Below are 16,471 nucleotides of genomic sequence, written 5' to 3' on the forward strand. Positions count from 1 at the left end.
TCCACGATTATGCAAATGATCTACAGATGTTTGTCGATCATTTTAAATAGACTATAGCTTTGTATTACTGTTTTTCCTTGGCTGGTTTAGACTTAATCAGATAAAATAATAAAAGTCCTAAAGCGATTGAGAAAGATAGGATGATATATGGCGTAATTGAATTAGGATCTAATGCGAAGGATTTATTAATGATTAAACCGATTCCCAAAAAACTCAGGATCAACGCCCATTTTAGCGCATTGAGCCTAGAGTCTATTCTTATGTTATCAATCGCCTTAATTAGGCTTACATCACTAAGTCCTCTGTTGAGGAACTTGGATTTTAACCGGTAATTCAAGACCGCACCAATGATGTAACTGATAGAACCAAAAGTCGAAACAAATAATATAACGAGCGTTAAATTCTTTTCCATGATATTTTGCTTTAAATTTATCAGTGAGACATTACCCGGATAATAAATGTTGCAATTATTTTAACTAAATACATAAAGGTTTCTGCAACATTTATTCTACACGGATTGTCTCACGACTAAATGCGATCTGAGAAAGAACTTATAATAGCGGCTATTGATGGTGACCTCGATGCCTTTAAGCAAATCATTAGTGCGAACGAGAGACTGGTGGTGCATTTCGTATCAAGGATTATTACCGATGAAAATGATATAAAAGATGTGACGCAAGATGTCTTCATAAAAGTTTTCAAGAATTTGAAAAGATTTAACTTTCAAAGTAAGTTGTCTACATGGATTGCTCAAATCGCTTATACCACATCAATTAATTATCTCAAGAAGAATAAGGTCTACGTACGCGAAATAGAAAACAGCGCTAATGAAAACGGAGGTTTGGAGATGACGCCGGAAGATTTGCTTATCAAAAAAAATGAAAAAGATTTTTTGATGGAGCAAATTGGTCGATTACCAACAATGTATAGAACCGTTTTAACATTATTTCACATTAACGAACATAGTTACGACGAAATTGAAAAAATAACCCAGTTACCAGCAGGTACAGTGAAGAGTTATTTGTTCAGAGCACGTAAGCAATTAAAAGATAACCTACAACGCTATTCAAAACTAAAAGATGGGAAAATTAACTGATGAGGAAATCCAAAAAATGCTCGACGGTCATTTTTTAGTTCCCGAAAACGAGGACACCGATATGTATATAAGACTTTACCGGACACTAAATGCGCCTGCCAACATTGCCATCAATCATTTGACAGAGGAGGTACTTGATCGGATAGAGGAAAAGCAAGAGTTCAAATCAAGTGTAAAGACAACAATATTATGCGGAAGTATAATTTTTACTGGTGTTATATTTTTTATATGCGCTTGTATAAGTTTTAACTCCCTTGTGTTTAAAGTGCTAGATTCGTCTTTTTTAACCTTACGTCGTTTTTTGCTTCTGTTTGCAGTCGGTCTGGTTGTTTTTTTTATCGATAAGTTGTTTAAACGCTATTTTGCATCTATGCGGTTAAGACGGCTTTGAATAATTAAAGAGCGCGAACGGAGATAATTAATTTTAACTTCCCAACTCCAATTGATTTTTAATCAAACTGTAATAATACTTCTGATTTTTGGCGAGTGTTTCATGACTGCCGACTTCAACAATTTTACCTGCATCAAGTACTATAATTTGGTCCGCATTTTTTACAGTGCTTAAGCGATGTGCGACAACAACAACTGTTTTTCCAGCCAAAAAGGTATTTAAATTTTCCATAATATCCCGTTCGTTTTTAGCATCTAATGAGCTGGTCGCCTCATCGAAAAACAGAAACTGCGGGTTTTTGTAAACCGCTCTAGCTATTAAAATTCGTTGTTTTTGCCCGCCACTTAAGTCGCTACCCCCGCTTCCGATTTTGGTATTTAAACCTAATGGGAGCTGGCTAACAAATTGGTCGAGGCAAGCTGTTTTTAAAGAAAAATCCAAATGGTTTAAATCGGGTTCCACCTCTGCAAGGGCAATGTTATCGGCTATTGTACCGCTAAAAATATAACCATCTTGCATAACTGTTCCACAACACTCCCTCCAACTGTCTGAGTTGATATCTTTCATGTTTAGATCGTCAATGTAGATATCTCCAATTTGTGGGTCATAGAATTTTAAAAGCAGTTTTAATAAGGTTGTTTTTCCGCTACCGCTACTGCCTACTATTGCTGTAGTTTTACCAATTGGAATCGACAGGGATAAATTACTTAGTACATAGGGATTAAAACTACCTTCATATTTAAAACTTACATCATTAAAATAAATCCCTTTAGCAGGTGATATTGGAGCCCCCGAATCCGAGTACGCATTTTCGTCTGATTTTTGGTGAACTTCATCGATCCTATCAAAAGACAACTTGGCTTCCTGGCCTGTCTGTATAAAATCGACCAATGATTCCATTGGCGCTGACATCATCCCCGAGATGTAACTCACACTAAGCAATTCTCCTAATGTGAACTTACCATTAATAACCCAGATCGCACAGGAGCAAGTAATCAAAATGTTTTTGACTTGCGTAATAGTTCCCACTCCAATAGTTTGGTATAAGTTTAGATTTAAGGACCTTATCTTTAATTTGAAATATTCTCTTTGAATATCTGTCCAAAGACTGATCTTACGTGATTGGGCATTATTTATCTTTATTTCCTTCATTCCTTGTATGATCTCCGTAAGCGAATTTCTATTATCGGCAGCCAACTTAAATGTATAGTAGTCTATGTTTTTTCGCTTATTAAGAAATAGAGAAATCCATATAAAGGAAAAGCAACTCAACCCAAAAAATAAATAGAAAATACGAATGTTATAGCTTGCCAGGAGTACAGAAAAAATAACAATTAATACAAGTGAAAAAATAGCTTGCGTTATTTTCTGAGTTAAAAACGACTCTATCTTTTGCTGGTCCTCGATTCTTTGCAATATATCGGTATTTAATTTCGTGTCGAAATAAGTTAAAGGTAATTTGACTAACTTATTTAATAAATTTTTTATGATGTTTACACTAACATGCATGCTGAACTTGACACGTATTACACCTTTAAACCATTCGCCGGCAGTTTGTCCTAAGATGATGGCAATCTGGATAAAAAAGACTTGATAAACTACACTTAAGCTTTTCTGATTTACTCCGTGATCGATTAACCTTTGCATAGTTAATGGTAGCAAATAGAGCAAAAATGCCCCAAAAAGCAACAACGCGGACAATAATGATAGTTTACCGTAGTGACCTTTGAAATTGATTTTAACGAATTCAATGGTTTTTTTCAGCTCGTTTCCAGGCGTGCTATAAGGAAAGTTAGTTTCAAGAAGCGATTCGCTTGGGATAAGATTTAAGGCAACACCCATCTTATTCTTATCTTTCCATAAAGATTCAAATTCCGCTGTAGAAAGTTTTAATCTTCCAAAACCCGGATCTGAAATATAATAGTAATCTGACTTTGAAATTTTATACAATACCACAAAATGGTCACTTCGCCAGTGCAGGATGCAAGGTAAGTGCAAATTCTTTTTTAAACTATCTGTGGTTACTTTAACGGGTGTTGCGGAGAACCCTAATATTCTAGCGGCATTTAAAATGTCGCCAAGACTGATTCCCGATCGAGTAACGGGACAGATATTTTTCAAATATTCAAGACTACAATTCTTACCGTAATATTTTAATATTATTTTTAAGCAAGTAGGTCCGCAATCGGTAAAGTTTAATTGTGAAAAATTGGGGAATCTCATTTTATGCTACACTTTTTTTATTATCATATCTTTCAAGTCCCGGATCACATAGTTGGTTGAAGCATTCAAAATAAGTTGGATAGTTGCGATGATTGGATAAATCTAAATTATTCAATATTTGTAAATGATATAGCTCCATCAACACAATGCTTCTTAAAATAATATTAGCAGTTAAGAAGGCATCAAAATTATCGTAAAGCTGTGCTAAAAATCCAACTGCGTCACCAACATATAGAGTGCTTAGCATCTTAATAACGTTATTATTAAAATTAAATACTTGTGTTTTGGAAATCCTTTCCCACGAACCTTTGATAATAGCCTGGATAAAATCATTAAAATAAAAAGGGCCCTGAATAGATTGCAAGTCTTGTCCCGACAGACGTAGGATGATATTTCTTAAGACGTGATCCAACATTAGCGTCTGCATTTCTGAATTTATTTTAAAAAAGCCAGCCTCTGCCCTGGGATCCATTTCAAATCTGCCGGTAAGTGAATACACAATAAGCCCTATGGTTTCGGATTCCAATATTGATAAGTTTTTAGCTTTAAATAATACGCGCAGTTTATTTAACCATTGCTCCTGAACGCATGCGAGAAACAAAGGAAAGGTTTCACCTTGATCTATTGCCAGTTGTATAGCATCAGATAATTCGTAAAGAGCTGCTTCGTAATTTAACTCCGCGTAGGCTTGATAGGCTACCACAGCTTTAAATAGTGAATTCATCCCTGATCTAACACTTTTGTTATATTCAATTTCCAAAGCTTGCAGATGTGTTAATATGAAGTTGCCGGAGGAGGGTTGTTTTTGTTTGAATTTAGACAGCGCTTCTTCATATTTTAAAAAAGCATAAAACATCGTCGAAACCTCGTCTTCCGTTAAATTATCTTTGAAATTTTCTTCAAGATCGTGAAAAATGTGTCTCGCATTAAAGCCATTGGTTTGCGATTGTTTAATTTCGGCAAGGATAAATTTACCAAGAACAGCTTCGATTCCTTCTTGTAAACCTGCCATTACGCTTAATTTGTTGCTACAGTTATAAGACAGATTGTTCATATTGTTGAAGTTTACTTAGAAATAGACGATCATCGATGTTGAATTTAAATGATGGGCAAGCAGGGTTATTGCTATACCATTCTTTTGGGCAGGAACCCGCGCAAACAGGTAGAAATTTACAAGATTTACACCAAGTTTCATTTGTAGGTATCTCGTTATACCAATCTCGCATTAAGACTTTGGTGGTGTCAATATCTGGATCAACAAGTAGATTGCCGGATATATAAGGGGTGTTTTCGAAAGATGGAGTTAGTGGGATTTCCCAACAAGTAGATACGTTTCCGAAAGCGTCAAATACTTCTGAGGTTTCACTAACAACCATGCACGCATAAGTTTTGCGCTGCGGTACTAAATCGTTTGCATTTAGTCCGTCTTTTAGAAGCTCCATAAATACATCGATTTCAAGCTGTGCAAACTCTTCCTTGCTTATGCCGTTTATTTTTGATGCATTATTATCGCCCCAATCATGTATAGGGGATATATAAAAATTTACCTTATTTAGAACGTTATTAGTTCTTAACAAGTCAATCAATTCAAATACATTATCTTTATTCTCCGCGTCGACGTTGCACCGTATTGCTATTTTGGCTTTAGAACTCTGATAGAACTCTGAATTAACGATGGTAACGACGTTTTTGAAAATTATGTCAAATGAGGGATTACCGCTTTTTAACATTCGACGTTTGTCATGAAATTCGCCCGTTCCATCAATCGTAATTTGATAGTTCATAACCTTATAGTCGAGAACAAACTTTTTGAATAGTTCTTCCTTTAATATAAGTCCATTGGTTACGATACTTGCAGAATATTTCAAATTATAATCTTCAGCTAGAGAGATTAACCTTTTTGAGTTGTGTTCTATACTGCTCAGGCCCGTTAATGGTTCGCCACCATACCATGTGATGTCTATAGATTCTACAGCACCAGTACGATTGATCACTTTTTCTTTAATTCGGTTATACATGCGATCGGCTACTTCGTCTTTCATAACCTTTTTTGTATGTACTTGTCCGCAATAATGACAGCCTAATTGGCAATTTCCTGACGGCTGAATCGTGAAGCTGAGTGATCGTTCGTCTTTGGTTTGAGACTTGTTGTAATTTAAAACGCTAAGTAATTCGTTTTCAGCATGTGGAACTAGTACTTCAAATTGAATAAGTTTCTTTCGCATTTTTTCTGACAAGGCATCAAATTCTCCTCTTTTCATGCACTCAATATCCTTATTCGAAATTTCCAGTAAAGCCCCCGATCTCGTACTGTAAAGCAACGAGCTGCTGGGTAAAATGTCATCATCAGTACATAGATGAATATATTGTGACAGTTTAAATTTCATTATTGGTTTAGGTTATAAGCAAGGAGGCTTTCGCCTCCTTGCGGTTTGTGGAATTAGATGTTGACAGTGCAAGAGTTGGTGGTACATGTTGCAGATTTTATTCCACAATCATTAGTGCCGCATTTTGGTTCTACGCCTTCGCCGCCTTGTAAATGGCTTAGATTTTCTTCATTTAAGATAACGAGTTCGTCATTACCATTTAATTTGGCTGGATACTGCCCAGCTTGAAGCATTGCTTTCAGTCTAGAATTTTTCATTTGTTTTTGGATTAAGGTTTTACATAGCTTTACCTGTATGTACTCAGGTTGATCGTTTCTGCAGAAAACAACCGTTATATATATTCGAATAATATATTCTTGGAGAAAAGCGCAATAGATCCTATCGCATTCAATTAAACAAGGCAACTTGCAAACTAGTGTTGATATTATTAAATACTAAGTTCTAAATTTAAGTTCCTGCTTGCGAGAAAATAGTTTGGATTGTGTATAGCCAGAATAGTACTATAAGTTGAGATAGACAATTGCGAATAGACATAGGTTAGGTGTTTTATAATAACTACTAAGAAATTATATCTCAAAGTTATAAGTATAGATTAAAAATCAAAATCATTTTTAATTTTTAATGTAGATTTAAATTAAAACGTCTAATCGGTGGAGCACGAGAAAGATTATGGCGATTAAGGCGGTCTGTAGAGTAAGAATTAGAATAATTGTTGTTGGGTATATTGAAAAATTCTTTTTACGTATCCTTAGAAATTTAATACGCTAAGCCTTGAGTAGAGTACGTTATTTAGTTCATTAAAATTAAAGCTATCTAAGAATATTATAAAGCTAAGACTTAAATACTGAATGCTCCTAATTGAGTTATTATTGTCCGTACCTCTAAAAATTAGATATTATAGGTAAAATTTGACAGAATCTTCGGTTATGTTTAGCGACAAAAGTTTCGCTCTCAAATATTCAGCGTGGACGGGACTCGAACCCCATACCCTTATGCGCTTAAATATCGCGGATTTCATTACTTTATGGTTGTTGGGTAACCGATTAAGTAACCGAATATCTCGTTTATTTTTGACTGAGTTTGAATGAACATTATAAATGAAATATAACTAAAAATTTAATAGAATTCAAGTGCTTTTGTTCGTTTGTGCTAATTATGGCAACATTTATTTAGCGGGATGGATTGGTGGATCAGCAATTTTAGCAAGATGTTTAGTAACCCGCTCCAGTTGCACCTTCGCATAGAATTCTTCGATTGTAGATACTTTAGTGTGCCCGAGTAAAAAAGAGGCAACTTCAATAGGAACATCGTTATTTATAAGTACTGTTGAGGCAAAGGTTTTTCTTGCCGCATGATGGGTTAAGTGCTTGGACGTACCAATTTCAGTGCCGAGTTCTTTCAGAGAAGCGTTTAGTTTTTGATTAGAAATTACAGGTAGCAATATACCTTGATTATCGAGATAATTATAAGCTTTAAGAATGGCTAAGGCTTTTGGTAATAAAAGAGTGTAAAAGAGTTAGATGGGCATTGGACAGAACATAAATTTCCTAACGACCCAACATTCTATTACACAGGATATTTTAAAAAATAGCAGAAATATAAGTGTAATTGTTGCTTCAACAGATAATGCTATGGGAATGCCGGCCGCGTTTGTGCTTTCTATGAAGATGATCCAACGTTACAGGCCAAAGTATATTTGCATGGTTGGTATTTGTGCTGGCATAAAAGGTAAAGGCAAAATCGGCGATCCGATTATTGCAGATAGAGTATGGGATTATGGCAGCGGAAAGCACATCATCAAAAAAGTAGATGAAAAGCGTATAGAAGCATTCAAACCCTACATCAATCAAATTGCCTTAAATAAAGAATTGGCAGCGCAATTTTCAAATATTATTTTAAAAAACCTATATTTGGACCAAATACAATCATCGTGGCCTCATGATTATAATAACAAACTGATGGCTAGGATAGGGCCTTTTGCATCTGGCTCAGCTGTTATCGCGAACGAGAACAAGCTTAATGAAATTAAAGAGCAACATGGACAATTATTGGGGTTTGACATGGAATCTTACGCTATATTTTATGCGGCTGATAATTGTTCCCACCCTAAGCTGACTCCTTTTATTATAAAATCTATATCTGATTTCGGAGATTCTCATAAAAGCAATCCGAAGAAGGATGAGTACCAAGAGTTTGCTGCTTTCACTAGCGCAAACTTATTTTACCAATTCGTTGTAAGTCATTTAGAATAATACACTGATACTTATTGCCATTGCAAGGCATATAGCGTTATTGATTTTGAAAGGAATTATTTGTAAGAAGAGTCGAATGCTAGTTTACATTTAAACTTGATGATCTTTGATTTGATTAGTAGCATTCATTAAATATACTGTAGTTTCTTTTCCAGCATGGCCATATCACGATTGATTTTTTTCTCTTGAACTCTCGCGTAAATTTGTGTGGTCATGATTTTAGTATATCGCGCCATCGAATCATTTCACTAATGAGGTCGATTGATTTTTCTTTTTTATCAAAACCATCCAATATCACAATTAATCTTTTTTCGATCCTAAGCGGTAGCAAAACCCTGTCATTGATAAAATGTGGGCTGGCTGAAGTGAAGTCACGGCCAAAACGAAACTACAAAACAACCTATCACAGAGACTGATATCGGGAAATGCAGCAGCTTATCTTCTGGGAACTGGTAGCTAAGAGCGACTTTAGGCGTTGTATCCTTCATACCCGCGAGGTCAAGGGGCAGCAACTGCTTAAGATGACTAATCATTACTTGGAAAAAGGCAAAGTCAATTTCCGAGCGATCGCTGACTTACTAAACTTTAGACATAAAATACGAGGAAAGAAAAAGGGTACTATCCTGCTAATTGAAGAATTAAAGTTTCGAATGTGTTGGGGTCCATAATCGCTAATAGTTATTGTCCACTGTTCTTCTGATCGATCATTTGATGCAACTGTATTTTAACATCACTGCTCAGGACGACCGTTTTAGCGGCTTCGCTACGGATGATCTTATCCAAGGTGCAATGGATCATCATACGCTGCACTTATAGACCCGGCAAAAGGAACAAATAATCAGGTGCAAATACAATTCAGTCAGGTCACTCATATTCAACCGCTTTTCGTGCCGCTGTTCAATAAACATCGTCGCCCGGCGGCAGGTATATTTCTGGCCGTTTTGTAAAGACTGTTTTGAGTTATCAAAACAGTCTTTACATTAAGAAACAAGTCTTTGGGAACAATATTATGTCGAAAATTCTGTGTAGCAGATGATAAATATTGCTCAACAAGGGTGATGTCTTGCTTCATCATAACAGCTACGTGATTCTTTTGATCCAAGACTTAACCTTCGAGCAGTACCAGGTTTTGACCGGCAAGCGCTCTTCCTCCCTGCGATAGCTCTCCGTCTTTTAGGGTGCCTAAGTCAATGGGCGCAAAATTAAGATCGGCAACGAGGCGGCTTACCGTGGCTTTGGCGTCATCATCGTCTCCTGAAATAAATATCACCCTTTTGCCAGTCAGGATCTGCGGGCTGGCCAGCCAATCGCCGATCAGGTTATTGAATGCTTTGACCACTTTAGCGCCGGGTGCTTTAGCAGCGATGATCTCACTGGCAGCAACCCCTTTGGGCAGGACGAATAACCACTTATTCTGACTGAAAGGATTAGTCGCATCGATCAGGATTTTTCCCTGTAATTGATCTTTGAGCTGACTTAACACCTCGTCCGTGTTTTCCCATCTTACCGCCAGAATGATCACCTCGTTTCCAGCTGCTTCCTGATTATTCACTGCTCTAGCCCTCGGGCCGATTTTTGCAGTGAAAGTTTGCAGACTTTCAGGGCCGCTGCTATTTGATATCTCCACTTCATGGCCCGCTGCGACTAATTTTTCCGCTAATGTTTTACCAATGGTGCCTGCGCCTAATATTCCAATTTTCATCGTTTGAAGATTAATAAATATGTTTACTTTTGTTGTTGCAAATTGCAATAACTTTTTTAAAAAGCTGTTTTATTTTGCAATAACTTTTATCAACAACTCATGAATAACGCCAGAATAGAATCGACCTGTCCGATCAGCTTTACACTTGATCTGTTCGGAGATAAATGGACTTTGCTCATCATGCGGGATATCCTTTTCAGACAAAAACGATCTTTCAGTGAGTTTCTGAATTCATCTGAAAAGATTGCGAGCAATATCCTCGTTGATCGGTTAAACTTACTGGTCAAAGAAGACCTCATCATCAAAGGGACCTCGCCTGAAAACAAATCGAAGTTTCTATATCGTCCCACACAAAAAGGGATCGATTTGTTTCCGCTGTTATGTGAGATGGTGCTTTGGGCGGATCGTTACAGCCCGAAAGGCGCCGATAAAACGTTGACGAAACCGTTAATGGCAGATCGACCCAAAACCATTTCACAGCTCAAAAAACCTTTTGAGCAACAACTGAATCAATCGTAGGGAAGCAACCTTGCGTTTCAAACATTCGTTATCAATTAAATTAAATATGAAATTACTTACCAGTTTATCATTCTTTGCCATTAGCTTTCTGCCATTTTACGCGTCTGCCAAAACCCCAGCTGCTGTTGTCGATACGGTTGCCCTCAACCAAGCTGCGCCGGATTTTAACCTGAAAGATTTTTCGGGCAAAACCGTCAGTCTGGCTGCACTCAAAGGGAAAGTGGTGATCCTTGATTTTTGGGCCACCTGGTGCGTGCCCTGTCATGAGAACTTCCCGGCCATGAAACAAATTACGGATCATTATAAAGCTGATGCCGATGTGGTATTTCTTTTTATCGACACCCGAGAAAAAGCGCCGAACTATATCCAGCTGGCCAAAGCAGACATGAAAAAACACAATTACGATTTTCATGTGATCTTTGATGAGCCCGGTACTGATGGCAAGCAAAATAAATATTATAATACGCTGGGGATGTTAGGCATACCAACCCAATTTATCATTGATCGCCAGGGAATAATCCGGTATAAATTTGTAGGGTTTGATTCACGGCTGACCGATCAGGAAAAAATGGCCAATAGTGTTAAACTGATCGATGGGCTCAAAGCTTCATTATAGTTAAATACTACCCATAGGTGTGCCACAAAAGCCTCTTTACAGATCCCGCTTATTTTATCCAGAAATGTAAAGGGGCTTTTGAAAGTTATTACAGTGAATAAGATATATAAAGCGGAAGTTTCCGGTCCGGCGAAGCCCAACTTTGGTTGATGAGGGAGCTCCTGCTAAAGGACCCGGCCGGCATATCCTGCGCGTCGGGCACAAAGCAATTGCGATTGAATATCAAATGCTGCGACAGACGGGAGAACTAAGAAGTTTTGCGCAAAACCTGCGCCTGGCGATATTGCTTTGCCTGAACGCGGGTTTTATCAATGCAGCAAATGATCTAGGGAATCAGGTCTACTTAGCAGGATCCCCTCGCTTTGCTGACTGCACAGTTCGCTCGGTGCCAGCCCGAACTGCTTTTTAAAGGCATAAGAAAAATGCGGAAGTGTCTCAAAGCCCAGCTCCAGGTAAATCTTAGCGGGCTTTTGCTGCTGCTGACCGATCAGGACGTACGGGGGATTGGACATTTTGAACCTCACGAAATTTATATTGACGCTAATCTTTAATCTTTTTAATGGACTAAATAGCTACCCGACTTATCCATTTAGAATTACATCTATTTGGAAAAGAACTAGGCTGAATTCAGGAACTGTGGATTAGATAATTAATCCATCGGTGACCAGCCCACAAGGTACTGGAAATACTAGATGCCAAATAGGCATTTCTGTTCGCTTATGCGGATTTTGTTCGTTTTGACTAAATAGATTTCTCAACTTATATTTTGCCGTTTTTTTATTCGTAAAGACCCCACTAAAACACAGTGGAAATTCAGATGCGAGGCTTTGATAGATGCGGGGCGCGAGCCGTGAGCAAAATTAAATTATAAATAAAATTACGGGTTGTAAGGGTGGGGTGTACGTGAATTGTCTGCACTAATAAAACGTTACTTTTCAATTAGACAAACTTGGAAACAAACCAACATGATCAAAGGCAGGAGCCAGTTATGCTAAAAAGAGGCAGTCCGGAATTTGAAAGTATGTACCTTGCCCATTTCAATGCATTGCATAGATATGCTTTTACCTTTGTTGGCGATGACGTCATTGCTGAAGAAATGGTGCATCAAATGTTCTGGAGGATGCTGGAAATGCGTGGTGGCGTTAAAGTCCATACTTCGTTAAGGGCTTATCTATACAGGTCTGTTTATAATGAATGCATGAATTACTTAAAACACCAAAAAGTGAAACAAGCTTACCAGGCACGCGCTACAAATTCTGAGAATAATCAATTTGAAGACGCAGCGGCGCAATTGCAATACAAAGAGTTGGAAAAGAAAGTAAAACAGGCTATTAATACCTTGCCCGAACAGTGCAGAACGATATTCCAGCTCAGCCGCTTTGAGAACCTCAAATACCTGGAAATTGCGAAGCAACTCGGTCTGTCAGTAAAAACCGTGGAAACGCAGATGAGCAGAGCGTTAAAAAAGCTTCGCGTACAGTTAACGGATTATTTACCAATAATTTTATGGGTCCTGTTTAATTCATTTTAGAAACCTATCATACAATGAAAATTAGCGACGATATATTAATTAGTTATATACTGGGGGAGGCAACTGTGATCCAACAGGAAGCGGTCGAAAAATGGCGGGCTATTGATATTGCAAATGAGCGGCGTTTTACACAGTTTAAAGTGATCTGGGACATAAGTAGTGATTTGAATTTAAAGCCGGAAATGGATGCACAAGCTTCATTGCAGCGGTTTAATCAACAGTCGTTAAACCGCCAGGCAGAACCTGTCCGGATTGTGCGGCTTTCTAAATCGTATAACTGGTTACAAATCGCAGCCGCTGTATTGCTGCTGGCTGGCGGTGCTTTGTTTTATATTTTACAACAGCGTGTTTCTCATGTATCGGTTACAACTGCAAAGTTCGAAGTAAAAACCGATACCTTATCGGACGGGTCTATCATTACACTGAATCAAAATACAGTGCTCAACTATCCAAATCGTTTTAAAGGAAGACAGAGAAGCGTGCTGCTTAGCCAGGGGGAGGCATTTTTTAATGTGGCCCATAAAGCTGACCAGCCCTTCATTATCAATTCAGGAAAAGTACGGATTCAGGTTTTAGGCACATCCTTTAATGTCAAAAGTAAAAACGGAAGAGTTGAAATCATTGTGGAAACCGGTCTTGTGGCAGTAAGTAGGAGCAGCCAAACTATATTTATCAGGCCCGGTCAAAAGTTGGTAATAGGAGCATCGGAAGGCACATTAGTGAAAACCGTGAATCATGACCGGCTTTACCAGTATTACCGTACCCATGAATTTGTCGCAAACAATACACCTTTAACGCAGATGATAAGCATATTAAATGAAGCTTACGATAGCCATATCATTATTCAAAACCGGAAACTGGATACGCTCCAGCTTAATACCACTTTTAAAAACGAATCTTTAGAAAATGTTCTGGATGTCATTAGCCATACATTCAACATCAGCGTTATAAGAACCAATAATACGATCCTGCTCAAATAACAATTTAATGAAATTTTCTAACGCCAGATCGGAAGTCTTTGCCATTATACTTTTCACATTTGTTTTTATCTGCTTATTTAGTCATCCGTCTATAGGGCAAAGTTTATTAAAACGTACCCTTACCCTGAATCTTGAACACACACGTGTTGCAGATGTGTTAGACGAAATGGGCAAGCAGGGACATTTTTATTTTTCATATGATGGTGATTTGGTTGAACGGGACAGTTTAGTTTCGATATCTGTAAAAGATGAAACCTTATCCTCAGTTTTATTACGTCTTTTTCAAAATCGTTATTTATATACAGAACGTAGAAATTATCTGATTATAACGCCTCAGTTAAGGCGTTTTGCACTGATTAACACGGATATAACAGATGAAGGAAGCAATTATTCGATAAGCGGAATTGTTGCAGACGAGCGTACCGGCGAGCGCCTGGTGAATGCGAGCATTTATGAAAAGCAGCAACTTGCCGCAACCTTGAGTGATGAGCACGGATACTTCCGGTTAAAGCTAAAAGCTGATTACCGTACGCCGATTCGTTTAACTGTCAGCAAATTTCGGTACCAGGACACGAGTATTAATTTTTTGCAGGCTGTTTTTGTAAACAGCCATGCAGATAATAGTAGCTATAAAAATATCGTGCATAAACATAACCGGATAGAGCATACGGGTTGGGGTGACCTCTTTATTTCAACGCGCCAGAAGATACAGAGTTTAAACATTCCTGATTTTTTTGCTAAACGACCGTTTCAGGTATCGCTTACGCCCGGATTGAGTACGCATGGAATGTTCAGTCCCCAAGTGGTAAACAATTTTTCGCTCAACCTAATAGGAGGTTATACTGCTGGGGTTAAGGGACTGGAAGTTGGCGGGTTGTTCAACATTAATAAAGGGGATTCAAAATTCCTCCAGTGGGCTGGCGTATTCAATTTGGTAGGCGGTAATATGACAGGGCTGCAGTTTGCGGGGGTAAACAATGTTGCGTTAGATACACTTAAAGGAGCACAAATTTCCTTATTCATAAACAAAGCAGAGGAAGAGGTTGCCGGTTTGCAATTTTCCATATTACACAACACCACCAGGCATCTGAAGGGAATGCAGATTGGTTTGATAAACGTGGCCGATACATCGGAGGGGATTAGCTTTGGTCTGATCAACATCATGCATAACGGGTTTTATCAGCTGGCGTATTCTGTGAACAAATTCGCCGGCACAAATATCAGTTTCAAGTCAGGAACCCATCAGTTTTACACTACTTTGCTTTTTAGCGCAAATCCTACGGCTAACGTTCCGCTTTTAGCCGCAGGAATAGGAATAGGCCATGATTTTATGCTGAATTCACGGTTTTATATCTCTGCGGAAGCCAATATACGTCTTCCCGTCGACCAAACCCTTGAAGAGCGTTGGATACAGGGAAAGCTAATGCTTAATGCGCGAATTACCAAACACATATCCTTATTGGCCGGGCCAACCTTCAATAAATATTCTTATATATGGAGTAATCCAAAAGAATATACTTTTGACCATAACGGTAATAACTTTTATGAACTTCATCAAAACAGCTTCAAAAGAAATATTGGACTGGAAGCAGGCATTGCGTTCAATTCTGTCTTTAAACCGTTAGATAGGCCTGTCGATCATTCAAAAGCCTGGTCAACAAGTATCGCTATGACTGCCGGTGTCAGTGATCTGTCTACCTACGGTCAATTTATACCAGGTGCGGAAGTTACCTTGTACCGGGACCTTGGAAATGGGCTTAGCGGGCTGATAGCTACAGGCTACAATAGATTTCCGTCCAATTCAGACAAAAACTCGGTATTTAAAGAGGAAAATTACAATGCCAGTGCTTACGATATTATTCCTGTTAAAACGGGGGTGCGATACAGGTTAACACCGCGGTTTTTTATTGAGGGCGCCGTTGGGGAGCAATTTAGCAGTTCCAGGTCTTACCTTTTAACCAATTCGCTAAACCACGATATTTATGATGGCAATTATTCTGCTAAGAGTTCATTTATGTACAGTGTTTGTGCTGGGTTTATATTAGATAACGGAATAGAACTTGGAGTTAAAAAAGAGGTTTATGGGTTAGGTAACGAGCAACAATATGCATTTAGATTGGGTTACAATTTTAAATGGTAGCATATGTGTTTTTTGGCAGGTTCATCATATAATGGCATACTACTTTGGTTATATACACAAGGAATCTCATTGCAGTCGTCCATGTTAAGAATCAGGCAGGCAAGAATATACAGATTATCAAAGACCGTCACATAATTCACTTAATCATGATGAGTTTACGTGAACATGCGATATGAAGATGTCTATCGTATTTTACTTGGTATCACCGTTCTTTCTATCTTCTTCGTTGAGGGCACATTCAAATGTATTAAATTTCATTGTTAATCAATTCTGGCGGGGGGTATTGTAATCGAATAAACGATTTGTTAGTTCGCTGTGCCTTTTAAGCATATATCGTTAGTAAACCACGTTATGATTATTTTACGTTTCATGTTCAGTATGATCAAAAACTCAAATCTCGCAACCTTAATCTCTTGAGCAATATCCAATAATGGTATAAATGCGGGCAGGGGCCGGTTCAATGATTTGCTGCGAATACGCGGGTACCTGGTTGCTATTTAATCGCAGGTAGTTACGGTAATGCTCAATGGTCTCTATTTCATTCACATGCCGAATTTGCTATATCGTAATTTTGCCACAATCAATAAGAAGGAATGGATATGATGATTTACATTCCTTCCTATTGATATAGGTT

General features: G+C 38.1%; 17 protein-coding genes. 8 read left to right on the forward strand and 9 right to left on the reverse strand.

Going from position 1 to position 16,471, the window contains the following annotated elements; genetic code table 11:
* Positions 1 to 64 precede the first annotated feature (64 nt).
* A complete protein-coding gene (locus tag PQO05_RS10445; RefSeq protein ID WP_273632813.1) occupies positions 65 to 412 on the reverse strand; it encodes a hypothetical protein in 348 nt (115 codons plus the stop codon).
* A 120-nt stretch (positions 413 to 532) separates the two neighbouring features.
* On the opposite strand from PQO05_RS10445, the gene PQO05_RS10450 reads away from it, so the two are divergent.
* Positions 533 to 1,096, forward strand: a complete 564-nt coding sequence (locus PQO05_RS10450) for an RNA polymerase sigma factor (RefSeq protein WP_273632814.1) — start codon at positions 533 to 535, stop codon at positions 1,094 to 1,096.
* Entirely contained in the window at positions 1,080 to 1,487 is a 408-nt protein-coding gene (locus PQO05_RS10455) for a hypothetical protein (protein WP_273632816.1), read from the forward strand. Before PQO05_RS10450 ends, PQO05_RS10455 begins: the two co-directional genes overlap by 17 nt.
* A gap of 33 nt (positions 1,488 to 1,520) precedes the next feature.
* Here PQO05_RS10455 and PQO05_RS10460 read toward each other — a convergent pair whose 3' ends face one another.
* The 5 genes from PQO05_RS10460 to PQO05_RS10480 all read right to left on the reverse strand — a co-directional run bounded on the left by PQO05_RS10460 (position 1,521) and on the right by PQO05_RS10480 (position 7,538).
* Positions 1,521 to 3,710 carry a peptidase domain-containing ABC transporter gene (locus PQO05_RS10460; protein ID WP_273632818.1) on the reverse strand — a complete coding sequence of 730 codons (2,190 nt, stop codon included), beginning with the start codon at positions 3,708 to 3,710 and terminating at the stop codon, positions 1,521 to 1,523.
* Position 3,711: 1 nt separating this feature from the next.
* Positions 3,712 to 4,722 carry a hypothetical protein gene (locus PQO05_RS10465; RefSeq protein WP_273632819.1) on the reverse strand — a complete coding sequence of 337 codons (1,011 nt, stop codon included), beginning with the start codon at positions 4,720 to 4,722 and terminating at the stop codon, positions 3,712 to 3,714.
* Positions 4,723 to 4,744: 22 nt separating this feature from the next.
* Complete coding sequence (locus tag PQO05_RS10470) at positions 4,745 to 6,097, reverse strand: radical SAM/SPASM domain-containing protein (RefSeq protein WP_273632821.1); 1,353 nt, start codon at positions 6,095 to 6,097, stop codon at positions 4,745 to 4,747.
* Between the two features lie 53 nt (positions 6,098 to 6,150).
* On the reverse strand, positions 6,151 to 6,354 hold the full coding sequence (locus PQO05_RS10475) for a hypothetical protein (RefSeq protein ID WP_273632823.1): 204 nt from the start codon (positions 6,352 to 6,354) through the stop codon (positions 6,151 to 6,153).
* A gap of 908 nt (positions 6,355 to 7,262) precedes the next feature.
* Complete coding sequence (locus tag PQO05_RS10480) at positions 7,263 to 7,538, reverse strand: tyrosine-type recombinase/integrase (protein ID WP_273632825.1); 276 nt, start codon at positions 7,536 to 7,538, stop codon at positions 7,263 to 7,265.
* 79 nt (positions 7,539 to 7,617) lie between these two features.
* On the opposite strand from PQO05_RS10480, the gene PQO05_RS10485 reads away from it, so the two are divergent.
* The gene (locus PQO05_RS10485) at positions 7,618 to 8,349 is read left to right on the forward strand and encodes a 5'-methylthioadenosine/S-adenosylhomocysteine nucleosidase family protein (protein ID WP_273632827.1); all 732 of its coding nucleotides are present in this window, start codon (positions 7,618 to 7,620) and stop codon (positions 8,347 to 8,349) included.
* Between the two features lie 678 nt (positions 8,350 to 9,027).
* On the opposite strand, the gene PQO05_RS10490 is transcribed toward PQO05_RS10485, so the two are convergent.
* On the reverse strand, positions 9,028 to 9,150 hold the full coding sequence (locus tag PQO05_RS10490) for a hypothetical protein (RefSeq protein WP_273632829.1): 123 nt from the start codon (positions 9,148 to 9,150) through the stop codon (positions 9,028 to 9,030).
* Between the two features lie 304 nt (positions 9,151 to 9,454).
* A complete protein-coding gene (locus PQO05_RS10495; RefSeq protein ID WP_273632831.1) occupies positions 9,455 to 10,051 on the reverse strand; it encodes an NADPH-dependent F420 reductase in 597 nt (198 codons plus the stop codon).
* A 99-nt stretch (positions 10,052 to 10,150) separates the two neighbouring features.
* On the opposite strand from PQO05_RS10495, the gene PQO05_RS10500 reads away from it, so the two are divergent.
* The 5 genes from PQO05_RS10500 to PQO05_RS10520 all read left to right on the forward strand — a co-directional run bounded on the left by PQO05_RS10500 (position 10,151) and on the right by PQO05_RS10520 (position 15,837).
* The gene (locus PQO05_RS10500; RefSeq protein WP_273632834.1) at positions 10,151 to 10,570 is read left to right on the forward strand and encodes a winged helix-turn-helix transcriptional regulator; all 420 of its coding nucleotides are present in this window, start codon (positions 10,151 to 10,153) and stop codon (positions 10,568 to 10,570) included.
* Between the two features lie 46 nt (positions 10,571 to 10,616).
* Positions 10,617 to 11,186, forward strand: a complete 570-nt coding sequence (locus tag PQO05_RS10505) for a TlpA family protein disulfide reductase (RefSeq protein WP_273632836.1) — start codon at positions 10,617 to 10,619, stop codon at positions 11,184 to 11,186.
* Positions 11,187 to 12,135: 949 nt separating this feature from the next.
* On the forward strand, positions 12,136 to 12,717 hold the full coding sequence (locus tag PQO05_RS10510; protein WP_273632838.1) for an RNA polymerase sigma-70 factor: 582 nt from the start codon (positions 12,136 to 12,138) through the stop codon (positions 12,715 to 12,717).
* Positions 12,718 to 12,731: 14 nt separating this feature from the next.
* Complete coding sequence (locus tag PQO05_RS10515) at positions 12,732 to 13,697, forward strand: FecR family protein (protein WP_273632840.1); 966 nt, start codon at positions 12,732 to 12,734, stop codon at positions 13,695 to 13,697.
* Between the two features lie 7 nt (positions 13,698 to 13,704).
* Positions 13,705 to 15,837 carry a peptidase associated/transthyretin-like domain-containing protein gene (locus tag PQO05_RS10520; protein WP_273632842.1) on the forward strand — a complete coding sequence of 711 codons (2,133 nt, stop codon included), beginning with the start codon at positions 13,705 to 13,707 and terminating at the stop codon, positions 15,835 to 15,837.
* Between the two features lie 405 nt (positions 15,838 to 16,242).
* Here the strand turns inward: PQO05_RS10520 and PQO05_RS10525 are convergent, their stop codons facing one another.
* A complete protein-coding gene (locus tag PQO05_RS10525; RefSeq protein WP_273632844.1) occupies positions 16,243 to 16,383 on the reverse strand; it encodes a hypothetical protein in 141 nt (46 codons plus the stop codon).
* Positions 16,384 to 16,471: the final 88 nt, after the last annotated feature.

It is taken from the genome of Mucilaginibacter jinjuensis (genome assembly GCF_028596025.1).
In the GTDB taxonomy this organism is placed as follows: Bacteria; Bacteroidota; Bacteroidia; order Sphingobacteriales; family Sphingobacteriaceae; genus Mucilaginibacter; species Mucilaginibacter jinjuensis.